This is a genomic window from Sphingomonas sp. PAMC 26605 (assembly GCF_000241485.1).
Classification (GTDB): domain Bacteria; phylum Pseudomonadota; class Alphaproteobacteria; order Sphingomonadales; family Sphingomonadaceae; genus Sphingomonas.
The window spans coordinates 3,121,662-3,133,734 of sequence record NZ_JH584241.1 but is presented as its reverse complement, the minus strand read 5'-3'; the positions used below and the strand labels follow the sequence as shown (position 1 = coordinate 3,133,734).

Annotated in this window: 10 protein-coding genes; 5 read left to right on the top strand and 5 right to left on the bottom strand. The window is 68.0% G+C overall.

All coding sequences use genetic code 11. The features are described 5' to 3' along the window. Positions 1 to 92: 92 nt before the first annotated feature. The 3 genes from RH90_RS14565 to RH90_RS14555 all read left to right on the top strand — a co-directional run bounded on the left by RH90_RS14565 (position 93) and on the right by RH90_RS14555 (position 2,272). Positions 93 to 941 (top strand): GGDEF domain-containing protein, encoded by an 849-nt coding sequence (locus RH90_RS14565; protein WP_010186506.1) that lies wholly within the window; start codon positions 93 to 95, stop codon positions 939 to 941. 114 nt (positions 942 to 1,055) lie between these two features. Then, positions 1,056 to 1,718, top strand: coding sequence for an OmpW/AlkL family protein (locus tag RH90_RS14560; RefSeq protein WP_010186504.1), 663 nt, complete (start codon positions 1,056 to 1,058; stop codon positions 1,716 to 1,718). A 29-nt stretch (positions 1,719 to 1,747) separates the two neighbouring features. Next, the gene (locus RH90_RS14555; RefSeq protein WP_157134602.1) at positions 1,748 to 2,272 is read left to right on the top strand and encodes a hemerythrin domain-containing protein; all 525 of its coding nucleotides are present in this window, start codon (positions 1,748 to 1,750) and stop codon (positions 2,270 to 2,272) included. On the opposite strand, the gene RH90_RS14550 is transcribed toward RH90_RS14555, so the two are convergent. From RH90_RS14550 to RH90_RS14535, 4 genes are all read right to left on the bottom strand, one after another. Next, a complete protein-coding gene (locus tag RH90_RS14550; RefSeq protein WP_010186500.1) occupies positions 2,269 to 2,982 on the bottom strand; it encodes a Crp/Fnr family transcriptional regulator in 714 nt (237 codons plus the stop codon). The genes RH90_RS14555 and RH90_RS14550 overlap by 4 nt on opposite strands. Positions 2,983 to 3,259: 277 nt before the next feature. Beyond that, complete coding sequence (gene cydX / locus RH90_RS22660) at positions 3,260 to 3,379, bottom strand: cytochrome bd-I oxidase subunit CydX (RefSeq protein ID WP_010186498.1); 120 nt, start codon at positions 3,377 to 3,379, stop codon at positions 3,260 to 3,262. 19 nt (positions 3,380 to 3,398) lie between these two features. Continuing rightward, a complete protein-coding gene (gene cydB / locus RH90_RS14540; RefSeq protein ID WP_010186497.1) occupies positions 3,399 to 4,541 on the bottom strand; it encodes a cytochrome d ubiquinol oxidase subunit II in 1,143 nt (380 codons plus the stop codon). 16 nt (positions 4,542 to 4,557) lie between these two features. Continuing rightward, positions 4,558 to 6,141: a cytochrome ubiquinol oxidase subunit I gene (locus RH90_RS14535; protein ID WP_010186495.1), complete on the bottom strand. Its 1,584-nt coding sequence runs from the start codon at positions 6,139 to 6,141 to the stop codon at positions 4,558 to 4,560. A 198-nt stretch (positions 6,142 to 6,339) separates the two neighbouring features. Here RH90_RS14535 and RH90_RS14530 point away from each other — a divergent pair, with 198 nt between their 5' ends. Next, positions 6,340 to 9,162 carry a bifunctional YncE family protein/alkaline phosphatase family protein gene (locus RH90_RS14530; protein WP_037493485.1) on the top strand — a complete coding sequence of 941 codons (2,823 nt, stop codon included), beginning with the start codon at positions 6,340 to 6,342 and terminating at the stop codon, positions 9,160 to 9,162. A gap of 8 nt (positions 9,163 to 9,170) precedes the next feature. Here RH90_RS14530 and RH90_RS14525 read toward each other — a convergent pair whose 3' ends face one another. Next, positions 9,171 to 10,568: a M20/M25/M40 family metallo-hydrolase gene (locus RH90_RS14525; RefSeq protein WP_010186492.1), complete on the bottom strand. Its 1,398-nt coding sequence runs from the start codon at positions 10,566 to 10,568 to the stop codon at positions 9,171 to 9,173. A gap of 307 nt (positions 10,569 to 10,875) precedes the next feature. Here RH90_RS14525 and RH90_RS14520 point away from each other — a divergent pair, with 307 nt between their 5' ends. Further along, positions 10,876 to 12,048 (top strand): RsmB/NOP family class I SAM-dependent RNA methyltransferase, encoded by a 1,173-nt coding sequence (locus tag RH90_RS14520; protein WP_010186490.1) that lies wholly within the window; start codon positions 10,876 to 10,878, stop codon positions 12,046 to 12,048. The last annotated feature ends 25 nt before the right edge of the window (positions 12,049 to 12,073 follow it).

The window sequence follows — 12,073 nt, the reverse complement described above, 5'->3', positions numbered from 1 at the left end:
GGTGCTCGTCCGACCGGGTCGGGCGCCGTGTAAACGTTTAAGCAAGGTCACCCAAGAGCGCCGATATCGGGTGATCTTGCCGAAGGGCAGGCATGCGGTTCTATCAAGCGACGCGGTTCCTATTTCCGCGCAATTACCAGCTGCGCATATTCAGCATCTGTTTCGGCGCGGTCCATCTCCCGATCGTGGTGTTTTGTCTGACCGAGCTCGCCCTGGCGCGCTGGGACTGGCGGCTGTTCGTGCCGCTGCTCGTGGCGACGCTTGTCGGGACGGGGTCGGCAATCGGCGCGCTGCGCGGATTGCTCGCGCCGGTGTCGCACGCGACCGGCCTGCTTCAGGCGCTGCAGCGTGGGGAACCGGTGCCGCCGGTGCCCACTGGCGGCGAAGATCTCGTGGGCGACCTGCTCACTTCGGTCGCCCGCGCGTCTGCCGAGACCCGCGCGCGCGTCGAACGGTTGGCGGACGCCGCCGAGAAGGACGTGCTGACGGGCTTGCGCAACCGCCGCGGCTTCATGGACGCGATCGCGCCGTTGCTGCGCGAGGATCGCAATTCGGTCGTCGCGATGCTCGATCTCGATCATTTCAAGGCGATCAACGATCGCCACGGCCATGACGAGGGCGACCGCGTGCTGATCGCATTCGCCAATCGATTGCGGACCGAGATGCGCCGGTCCGATCTGCCCGCGCGCTGGGGCGGCGAGGAATTCGCCGTCCTGCTTCCTGACGCGACGCTCGACGAAGCCACCGAGATCGTCGAACGGCTCCGCGCTTCGTTGCATCGCGACCAGATCGGCCGCCTCGGCGGCGCGGCGCTCACATTCTCGTGCGGGCTGGCGATCGTGCGCGATTACGCCTCGCTCGCGCCGGCGATGCGTCGTGCCGACCAAGCGCTGTACGCGGCGAAGCATGCCGGGCGCGATCGGGTCAGCAGCCACGGGTAACGGCGCATGCCGCGGGCGGTCGGTTCGCCGAACCGGCCGAGTTTGCGCGGGATCAAAGGTACGCGCGCGCGCGGGGCCTAGGGGAAGCACATCGCTTCACCAGGGAGAAACCAGATGCGCATCGCTTCATTCGCCGCCCCGCTGCTCGGGCTTGCCGCCTTGTCCGGCGCCGCACCCGCGCTCGCCCAGCAAAAGGGCGACGTGCTGGTCCGCGTCCGCGCGATCATGGTTTCGCCCAATGAAAGCTCGGGCGGCGTCCAGCCGAGCTTCCCCGGCGCGCGGATCGGCGTGACCGACAGCTATGCGCCCGAGCTCGACTTCACCTATATGCTGAGCGACCATCTCGGCACCGAGCTGATCCTCGCGACCACCAAGCACCAGCTCCAGGGCCGCGCCGCGCTCGCCGGGATCGACCATCTCGCGAGCACTTGGGTCCTGCCGCCGACGCTGACGCTGCAATATCACTTCCTGCCGCACGCGAAGATCCGGCCCTATGTCGGCGCCGGGGTCAATTACACGATCTTCTACTCGAGCAAGGCGAGCGGCGCGCTCAAGGCGGCGATCGGCAATACCGACGTCCATCTCAAGAACAGCTTCGGCTATGCGCTCCAGGCGGGGCTCGATTTCGACATCACCAAGCGTGTGTTCGCCAATCTCGACGTCAAATATATCGACATCGACACCAAGGCGCGGCTCACCACCGGCGCGTCGGTCAACCGCGTCGATAGCAGCATCGACCCGTTGGTGTTCGGGGTCGGGCTCGGGCTCCGGCTGTGATCTCGGCGCGGGCGACGACGGAGGCGAAGATGCCGCATTCGGTTCATCCCGTCCGCTCGGCGGGCTGGCATGTCATCGACGAGATCGACGTGGTCGGGCTTGTTTCCGACCACGCCGCGCTCGACCAATTGTGCGATCGGCTCGAACAGCATGCCGACCAGCTGCCGCAGCCGCCGTCGCCGCGCGAGGGCGAGGCGCTGCGCGCGGACCTGCGCGTCGCGCTCGGGCGCCACGTCGTGCGCGAGGAGCGGCTGTTCGCACGGCTGTTCGCCGCGTCGCGCGGACAGCCGCTGTGTCACGCGCTGCTCGATCACGTCACCGCGCGGCATTCCGCCTGCCTCGCGCAGGCCGAGGATATCGTCGCGGCGCTGAACCCCGAGGCGGGAGCGCGGCTTTGCCCGGAAGCGTTCGGCTATATGCTACGCGGCTTTTTCCAGGGGTTCCGCCAGGCGATGGCGTTCGAGGAACTGACCTTGCTGACGCTGGGCGACGAACGTCTGACCCCCGCCGCGCGCGCGATGCTGACGCAGCGTCTCGCCGCGAGCTGCGGCTAGGCCGGGTCGAGCCCCGCGCAGGCGCGGAGCGCCGCCGCGTCGCGGATCGTGACGCTGCGCACGCCGGGCAGCGCGATCACCCCGGCGACCTTCAGCTTGGTCAGCTGACGGCTGACCGTCTCGATCGTCAGCCCGAGCACATCGGCGATCTGCCCCCGCGTCAGCGGCAGGTCGAACGTCACTGGGCCGCCGGGAAGCGCGCAAGAGTCGCTGATCCCGCGCGCGCGCTCGGCCATGCTGACGATAAAGCCCGCGACCTTTTCGCTCGCGCTGTTGCGCGCGAGGCTGAGCAGACGCGCGCGCGCCGCATCGAGCGCGGCGAAGGTCCGTTCCAGCAGCAGCCGCTCCATCCCGCCGTTCGCCGCGAGCACCGCCTCGAAGCGGTCTCGCGGGACGACGCACAGTTCGACGTCGGTCAGCGCCGATACGGTGAAGGCGACGGTCCCGGCATAAGGGCGGCCGATGAAATCGCTCGGAAAGTGCAGCCCGACGATCTGCTCGCGCCCGTCGCGCGTCGTCGCGCTGAGCTTGAGCACCCCCGATAGCAAGGTCGCGCAGACCAGGCTGTCCGACCCGGCCCACACCATGGTCTCGCCGCGCGCGACCCGGTGGCGTCGCCCGAGCTGGCGCAGACGGTCGAGCTGATCGTCCGCCAGGCTGCTGCACAAGGCCGCGTCGCGCACCGCGCAATCGGCGCAGAGCGCGGTCATTGCCGAGCAGCGGTTTGACGGGGGTCAAAGCGCGCTTTCGGAGCCGAGCGCATCCTGTTCGCCAGACACCCTAGGGGAGGGACGCAATGGAACAGTCTGCATTTCTGGTGCTGGCAGTCGGCGCTGCACTGCTGTTCATGCTGGTCGTCGCGCTGGTCGCGATCGACGATGCGCTGCGCGATCGGCGCCGCGACCCGTGACCCGGCTGTCGGTCCGGTAAGCGAACCCGCTGCCGATCGGTGCGATCGGCAGCGGGCGGAGCGGGTGCGCGCGTGCGTCACGCGAGCGGCGGGCCATCGTCTTCGTCGGCGGCCGAATGGAATTCGTGCCACATGCCGTTAAGGATGCCGAAGCCGATCGCGAGGCCGAGGCCGAGAACCCAAGTGAAATACCACATCGTTCGGTCCCTTTTCGGATCAGTAGAGATCGGGGTTGGTGGCGACCTCTGCGGTGGTCACGCGGCCCCACATCACGTGGAACGCCCAGCTGGTGTAGGCGAGCACGATCGGCAGGAAGACGACGGTCACGAACAGCATGATGCCGAGCGTCGTCGGGGTCGAAGACGCGTTCCACACCGTCAGGCTCGAATGCGCATCCACGCTCGACGGGAGGATATAGGGGAACATCGCCAGACCGACCGTCGCGATGATGCCGGTGATCGCCAGCGCCGAGCCGCCGAACGAACTCTTCTCTGCGCCCAGCGTGATGCCGAGCAACGCGGCCACCGCCCCGCTGATCCCGAGCACCGGCGCGATCACCATCCACGGATAGAGCCGGTAATTGCCGAGCCAGGCGCCCGCGACATGCTGGGTCGTGGTGCGCAGCGGGTTGGACTGGCCGAGCGGATCGGCCGCCGACGCCATGTGATAGCCGATATCGCCGAACGCGACATAGGCGCCGCCGGCGACGAACAGCGCGATCGTCGCGATCGCAGCGATCGCCCCGAAGCGGCGTGCGCGCCGATGGACCGGGCCGTCCTGCTCGGTCTTGAAGCTCAGCCAGGTCGCGCCGTGGAGCACGAGCATCGCCACCGACAACAGCCCGCAGAGCAAGCTGAACGGCGTGAACAGCCCGAGCAACCCGCCCTCGTAGAACGAGCGCAAATCGCTATCGAGCCGGAACGGCGCGCCGAGCAGGACATTGCCGACCGCGACGCCGAACACGAGCGCCGGAACGAACCCGCCGACGAACAACGCCCAGTCCCACCGGCTGCGCCATGCCGCGCCGGGCCGCTTAGAGCGATATTTGAAGCCGACCGGGCGCAGGATCAGCGCGGCGAGCAGCAGGAACATCGCGAGATAGAAGCCCGAGAAGCTCACCGCATAGACGAACGGCCAGGCCGCGAAGATCGCGCCGCCGCCGGTGATGAACCACACTTGGTTGCCCTCCCAGGTCGGGCCGACCGAATTGATTACCATCCGGCGCTCGGCATCGCTGCGCGCGACGAAGGGGAGCAGCGTGGCGACGCCGAGATCGAAGCCGTCGGTGACCGCAAAGCCGATCAGCAGCACGCCCATCAGCGTCCACCAGATCAGCCGCAGGATTTCATAGTCGAACATGGTCGATCCTTTCGGTTCAGGCGGCGACGGGGAGGGGAGCGACGACAGCGGACTCGGGGGCGAATTCGGGCGTCGGATCGTCGACATGCTCGAACGGCCCCTTGCGGATCGCCGCGATCATCAGGCGCACCTCGATCACCGCCAGCGTGCCGTAGAGCAGCGTGAAGCCGATGATCGTCGTCCACAGCGCCGCCGCGCTGAGCGTCGAGGTGGCGAGGAAGGTCGGCAGCACGCCCTCGATCGCCCAGGGCTGGCGACCGATCTCGGCGAGCATCCAGCCGAGCTCGATCGCGACCCACGGCAGCGGGATCGAATAGAGCGCGAGCCGCAGGAACCACCGCGTGCTGTCATGCCGGCGCAGGCTCGCCAGCACGAAGGCGGTGGCAAACAGCGCGATCATGTAAAAGCCGATGAACGCCATCGCCCGGAAGCTCCAGAACATCAAAGGCACGTTGGGGACGACATCCCACGCCGTCGCGGCGATCTGCTTGGGGCTGGCCTGACGCGGATCGGCGACGTGCGCCTTGAGCAGCAGGGCATAACCGAGGTCGCGTTTGTGCGCCTCGAACCGGGCGCGCTCGCGCAGATTGGTCGGGTCGATCTTGAGCTTCTGCACCGCGTCATACGCGACGACGCCCGAGGTGATCCGCTCCTGCGCCTTCAGCACCAGCTCGGACATGCCGGTAACCTCCTTGTCGAGGCTGCGCGTCGCGATCAGCCCGAGCACCCACGGCACCTCGACCGCATAATGCGTGGTGCGCGCGGCGACGTCGGGAATGCCGATCAGCGTGATACCGGCGGGGGCGGGGGCGGTGTGCCACGCGGCCTCGATCGCGGCGAGCTTCATCTTCTGGTTGTCGGTCAGCGCATAGCCGCTCTCGTCGCCGAGCACGACGACCGACAGCGACGAGGCGAGCCCGAACGCGGCGGCGACCGCCATCGAGCGCTTCGCCACGCCGACATATTTGCCGCGCAGCAGATACAGCGCAGAGATGCCGAGCACGAACACCGACGCGCAGACATAGCCCGCGCTCACGGTGTGGACGAACTTGGCCTGCGCGATCGGGTTGAACAGCACCGCGCCGAAGTTGCTGACCTCCATCCGCATCGTTTCGGGATTGAAGGTCGCGCCCGCCGGGTTCTGCATCCAGCCATTGGCGACGAGGATCCACAGCGCCGACAGATTGGTGCCAAGCGCGACCATGAAGGTGACGCCAAGATGCGCGAGCTTCGACAGCTTGCTCCAGCCGAACACCATCAGCCCGACGAAGGTGGCTTCGAGGAAGAACGCCATCAGCCCCTCGATCGCGAGCGGCGCGCCGAAGATGTCGCCGACATAATGCGAGAAATACGACCAGTTGGTGCCGAACTCGAACTCCATCGTCAGCCCGGTGGCGACGCCGAGCACGAAGTTGATCGCGAACAATTTGCCCCAGAAGCGCGTGATGACGCGCCAGATCGGCCGGTCGGTCATGACATAGACCGCTTCCATGATGACGAGCATGAAACTCAGCCCGAGCGTCAGCGGCACGAACAGGAAGTGATACAGCGCGGTCAGCGCGAATTGCAGCCGCGACAGATCGACGACACCCGGATCCATGGTCTTTCCCCTTTAGCGCCGCGCACGCGGCGGTCCTTTGGCTTCAACCCAATTCGCGGCGCGCCAGATATTGGGGTTTTCCCGTAGGATACCGCGGGATCGCGCGTGGCGAGCCGCAGCCGCCGCGACGCGCACGATCGGGCCTGGCCGCGTCGTCAAAATGTCGTACGAAGGCGATACGGTTTGGGGATGGATATCATGTACAAAGCGTTTCTGTTCGCCGGCGTGCTCGCGATCGCGGCGACGGTCGCGGCACAGCAGCCGCCCGCGCCGGGCGTGGCGCTGCCGACCGGGCAGCGCTTGACCCCCTTGGCGGCGCCGGGCGCGCGGTTCGCGCCGCTGGTGACGCAGGTCGGCCCGCACCCCGACTATGTCGCCGACGGCGCCGCGGCGATTGCGGTCAGCCCCGACGGGCGCGAGATGCTCGTGCTGACCAGCGGCTTCAATCTCTTCAATGGTGCCGACGGCAAGCGGCTCCCCGCGCAATCGATGCAATATGTCTTCCGCTACGCGATCGATGCGCGCGGCAGCCGGCTGCTCCAGACGCTGACCGTGCCGAACAGCTATTCTGGGATCGCCTGGCTGCCCGATGGCCGCGGCTTCGTCGTCGGGGGCGGGGTCGACGACGTCGTCCATCGTTTCGATGCGAACGGTTCAGGCTTCGCCGAGACACGCGCGCCGATCGCGCTCGGGCACGCTGCCGGCAACGGCGCCGAGGTCAAGCCGCAGGCCGCCGGCATCGCGGTCAGTCCCGATGGGCGACGCGCGCTGGTCGCCAATTATTACAACGATTCGGTCAGCCTGATCGATCTCGCGGCCGGCACGGTGATCGCCGAGCAGGATCTTCGCCCCGGCAAGATCGATCCGGCACAATCGGGCGTTCCAGGCGGCGAGAATCCGTTCGCGATCCTGTGGACCGATGCGACGCATGCCTGGGTCTCGGCACCGCGCGATCGCCAGCTCGTCGCGCTCGAGCTGCGCGCCGATCGTCTTCGCGTGACCGGCCGCGTTGCGACGCTCGGCGCGCCGACCGCGCTGGTGATCGATTCGCTCGCCGCGCGGCTCTACGCGACCGAGGACAATGCCGATCGGCTCGCGATCGTCGATCTGGCGACGGGGCGGCTGGCTGGCGAGCCCCGGCTCGTCCTGCCCGATGCGTTCGGCGCGGCGCCGGTCGGCAAGGGGCTCAACGCCAATGCGCTCGCGCTGCTGCCCGATCATCGCCTGCTGGTGACGATGGGCGGGATCAACGCGGTCGCGCTGGTCGCGCCGCACGGTGGTGACGCTACGCTCGAGGGGCTCGTCCCGACCGGCTGGTATCCGAGCGCGGTCGCGACGAGCCGTGATGGCGGACGCGTGTTCGTCGCCAACCGCAAGAGCCCGCCGGGGCCCAATCCGCTCGGCTGTGCGCCGAAGCTCGCGATCTATCGCGGCCAGCCCGATGCGTGCGGGGCCGCCAACCAATATATCTTCCAGCTCGAGAAGGCCGGGCTGCTGCAGTTCGCGCTGCCCAAGCCGGCGGGTCTGGTGCGCACGACGCTGCAGGTCGCCGACAATATCGGGCTGACCGCGACCAGGGCGCGGGCAGCGGCGGACGCGGCGATGGCGGCGGTGCGCGCGCGGATCAAGCACGTCGTCTTCATCATCAAGGAAAACCGCACCTACGATCAGGTGCTCGGCGATCTCGCGGTCGGCAATGGCGACCCGCATCTCGCGATCCTCGGCGAGCGGCTGTCGCCCAATCACCACGCCCTCGCGCGTGATTTCGTCACGCTCGACAATTTCTACGACAGCGGCGAGCAATCGAGCACCGGCTGGACCTGGTCGACCGCGGCGCGGGTGCCCGACCTGCTCGAGAAGACCGCGCCGGTCAATTACGCCGGACGCGGGCTCGCCTATGAGGCCGAAGAGGCCGACCGCTTCCTCTATCCCGCCCAGAGGCCAGCGGAACGCCACGCGACCAACCCCGCCTTGTCGCGCGATCCCGATCTTCTGCCGGGGCCGGCGCTGCTCACCGCCCCCGATGGCGACCGCGACGACGAGACGGGGCAAGGCTTTCTGTGGAATGCCGCGATCCGCGCGGGTCTGAGCGTGCGCAACTACGGCTTTTCCGATGCGTCGATCTACGACCTCGGCAAGCCCGGCTTCGTGCCGCTGGTGCGTGAACCGGCGACGACGGGGACGCGGATCTATACGCCGGGCGACCGGCTGCTCGCGCCGCGCAGCGACCCGTATTTCCGCGGGTTCGACCAGAAGATGCCCGATTACTGGCGGATGCTCGAGTGGCGGCGCGAATTCACCGCCGCCGATGCGAGGGGCCAAGTCCCCGCGCTGACGCTGCTGCGGCTCAGCCACGATCATTTCGGCGACTTCAAGGACGCGATCGACGGGGTCAATACCGTCGAGACGCAGATGGCGGACAATGACTATGCCTTGGGGCAGGTGATCGAGACGATCGCGCAAAGCCGGTCGCGCGATACGACGCTGGTTTTCGTGATCGAGGACGATGCGCAGAACGGCGCCGACCATGTCGATGCGCGCCGCAGCGTCGCCTTGATCGTCGGGCCGATGGTGCGCCGGCACGCGCTGGTTTCGACGCGCTATACCACCGTCAGCCTGTTACGGACGATCGAAGCGGTGTTGGGGCTTGCCCCGCTCGGCTTGAACGATTCGCTGGCGCTGCCGATGGCCGATGTGTTCGATCCCGCCGTGACGGACTGGAGCTATCGCGCGGTGGCCGCCGACGTGCTGCGGACGACGCAATTGCCGATCGCGGCCGACCGATTCGGCACGGCGCACGCAGGGATCGCCTGCGCCGTCCACGACGCGCGCTATTGGGCAGCGGCGATGGAGGGGCAGGATTTCCGCACCGAGGATCACCTCGATACCGACGCGTTCAACGCGGCGCTGTGGCGCGGGCTCGGCTCGGGGCCGCAGCCAAGTGTACGCGGAAAGGCGGATTTGCGGATGCAGCGCGCGGCGTTGCTTGGAGACGCGATGCCGCGCGCGTGCGCCCGCTAGTGGGCTCGCTATTTCGACAGATCGGTTAAGAGCAGCCGGTAATAAGCGATCCCCGGCGCGATCGTTGCGATCGGGGTGCGCTCGTTGAGGCCGTGGCTGAAATCCTCCGACGGCTTGATGAAGGTCGGGCTCGCGCCATAGCTCGCGACATGGTGCGAGCGGAACCACATGCTGTCGCTCGCGCCCGACGCCATCGCGGGGAAGACGGGTACGCCGGGATAGGTCTTTCCCATCGCATGGTCGATCGCGGCGATGAAATCGGGGCGCATCGGCGATGCGTCGTTGGCGATTGAACCCTCGCTGACATCTTCCAGTCTGACTGCAGGGTCACCGATCGCCCGGCCGAGCTCGGCCATGATGTCGGCGGGCTTGTGCCCGGGGAAGATCCGGCAATTGATGTTGGCGGTGGCGCGTTGCGGCAGCGCATTCTCGGCATGGCCGCCGTTGATCAGCGTGGGCACGCAGGTCGTCCCGATCTTGCCGACGGTGGCGGGGTTGGCGGTCAGCGTCGCGATCGCCGCAGGATCGCTCGGGTTGGCGACGAATGCTTTCAAGGCGGCGCCGATCGCGGGTTCCTCGAATGGGGCGGCCTTGGCGAGCGCCTCGCGCGTCAGCGGGCTGAGCTCGGGCTTGAAGCGGTACGCGCCGACCTTCTCGATCGCCTTCGACAGTTCGACGATCGCGTTGACGGCGCGCGGCATCGACGAATGGCCGCCGGGATTGGTGACCGTCAGCCGGAAATCGGCATAGGTCTTCTCCGCGCCGTTCCAGGTCCAATATTTGGGCTTGCCGCTCGCCTCGTCGAGCACGCCGCCGCCGCCGTCGATGTTGAGCACGATATCGGCGGTCTTCAGGCGCTCGGCGATCAGCGCCGAGGTCTTCATCGCGGTTTCCTCGTCGCCCGAGAATTCGATGATGATCGTGCGACGCGGCTTGTAGCCGCTCCGCCGCAGATCGGTGAGCGCGGTGATCGCGATCGTCCCGTCGAGCTTCATGTCGGTCGCGCCGCGGCCGTAGAGATAGCCGTTCTCGACCACCGGGGTGAAGGGATCGCGCTGCCAGTCGGCGGGCTTGGCCTCGACCACGTCCATATGGCCCGAAATCACCAGCGGCTTGAGCGTCGGATCGCTGCCGCGCCAGGTGCCGATCAGATAGGCGGTGTCGTCGACGGGCACGATCTCGACGTCGCTCTCGGCAAAACCGCCCGCGACGAGCGCAGCCTTGTAGAGCGCGGCGACTTGCGGGGTCTGGTTGCCGGGACCTTTCACCGAGCGCAACGCGATCGCCTTTTTGGCGAGATCGAGCGCGTGGTCGGCCGAAGCCGTCGAAGCGGGAGAGGACGAGGCGGCGGACGCGGCGCTGGTCAGGATCGAGGCAGAAAGCAGAAGAACACAGACAGCACGCATGCAGGGATCCTTGACCGGAGACGCTGCGAGCGTAGCGGGCCGTGCGATCGGTGCAAGGCGGATGCGAGCCGAACCGTCCGCTGGCTCTCGACGCATTCCTATTCGCAGACCCAGCGCCCCGTTCCGCCGCGTGGCAGTGAATACGACAGGCCGTGACTTTCGACGCCGGTTGAGGCACTGCCGCCGCTCGACGCGCCGCTTCGCTTCGCGCCCTATCGGGCGCGCGTGTTGTTCGGCCGCCCCGCGGACCATCCGGGGGATACGCTGCGGCACCCGCTGCCGCCGCAAGAGAATAAGAAAGACGATCATGACCCCATCCGCCCGCACGCAAGCCGCGATCGAATTGCTCGACCAGATCATCGCCGGCGCGCGCGATAGCGGCGCCGCCGCCGACACGCTGATCGCGCGCTATTTCGCGACGCGCCGCTACGCCGGCAGCAAGGATCGCCGCGCCGTTCGCGAGTTGGTCTATGCCGCGATCCGGGCAGCGGGCGAACGCCCCGCGAGCGGCCGCGCCGCGATGCTCGCCGTCGCGCAGGCCGATCCCGCAGTCGCCGCCACCTTCGACGGCGTCGGCCATGGCCCCGCGCTGATCGGCAAGCACGAGACCGCCGCGCCGTCGGGCGTAGCGCCGGTGTGGATCATCGACCGCCTGCGCGCCTCGGACATCGATGACGAGGAGTTCGCCGCGCTCATCGACCGCGCGCCGCTCGACGTCCGCATCAATCGGATGATCGTCGAGGAGATCGACATCGATGGCGCCGAGCCGATCGCGGGTCTCCCCGACGGCCTGCGTCTCCTATCCGGCACGCAGGTGGAAAACCTCCCCGCATACAATCACGGCGCGATCGAAGTGCAGGACGCCGGCAGTCAGTTCGTCACGCTCGCCGCCAAGGCGAAACCCGGCCAGCGGATCGTCGACCTGTGCGCCGGCGCCGGCGGCAAGACGCTCGCGCTCGCGGCAGTGATGGAAGGGCAGGGCGAGGTGCTCGCGACCGACACCGACCGGATGCGGCTCTCGCGCATGGCGCCGCGCGCCGAGCGCGCGCGCTCGGGGATCATCGAAACGCGCCTGCTCAACCCGGGGCGCGAAGTCGAGATGCTCGACGATTGGCTGCACGCCGCCGATTGCGTGCTGATCGACGCGCCGTGCTCGGGCACCGGCACCTGGCGTCGCAATCCCGAGGCGCGCTGGCGGCTCACCCCCGACCGGATCGAGCGGCTGGTCGCGATGCAGAAGCACGTGCTCGAGGTCGGCGCCAATCTGGTCAAGCCGGGCGGTGCGCTGGTCTATATCGTCTGCTCGCTGCTCGACGAGGAGGGGGCGGGGCAAGTCGCCGACTTCCTCGCCGCCAATCCCGGCTGGAAGGCGCAACCGCTCAGCCTGCCCGCCGGGCGACGTCACGGCCCCGGCGTCCGCCTGACCCCGGCGCATGACGCCACCGACGGCTTTTTTGTCGCGCGCCTCGTCGCGCCGTGATAGCTCTCCCGCTGTGTCGAAGCTG

Coding starts and splice junctions, on each gene's coding strand:
- RH90_RS14535 (WP_010186495.1), bottom strand. CDS start 6,141: ATGGATCCGGGTGTCGTCGATCTGTCGCGGCTGCAATTCGCGCTGACC.
- RH90_RS14560 (WP_010186504.1), top strand. CDS start 1,056: ATGCGCATCGCTTCATTCGCCGCCCCGCTGCTCGGGCTTGCCGCCTTG.
- cydB (WP_010186497.1), bottom strand. CDS start 4,541: ATGTTCGACTATGAAATCCTGCGGCTGATCTGGTGGACGCTGATGGGC.
- RH90_RS14530 (WP_037493485.1), top strand. CDS start 6,340: ATGTACAAAGCGTTTCTGTTCGCCGGCGTGCTCGCGATCGCGGCGACG.
- RH90_RS14550 (WP_010186500.1), bottom strand. CDS start 2,982: ATGACCGCGCTCTGCGCCGATTGCGCGGTGCGCGACGCGGCCTTGTGC.
- RH90_RS14525 (WP_010186492.1), bottom strand. CDS start 10,568: ATGCGTGCTGTCTGTGTTCTTCTGCTTTCTGCCTCGATCCTGACCAGC.
- RH90_RS14565 (WP_010186506.1), top strand. CDS start 93: ATGCGGTTCTATCAAGCGACGCGGTTCCTATTTCCGCGCAATTACCAG.
- RH90_RS14520 (WP_010186490.1), top strand. CDS start 10,876: ATGACCCCATCCGCCCGCACGCAAGCCGCGATCGAATTGCTCGACCAG.
- RH90_RS14555 (WP_157134602.1), top strand. CDS start 1,748: ATGCCGCATTCGGTTCATCCCGTCCGCTCGGCGGGCTGGCATGTCATC.
- cydX (WP_010186498.1), bottom strand. CDS start 3,379: ATGTGGTATTTCACTTGGGTTCTCGGCCTCGGCCTCGCGATCGGCTTC.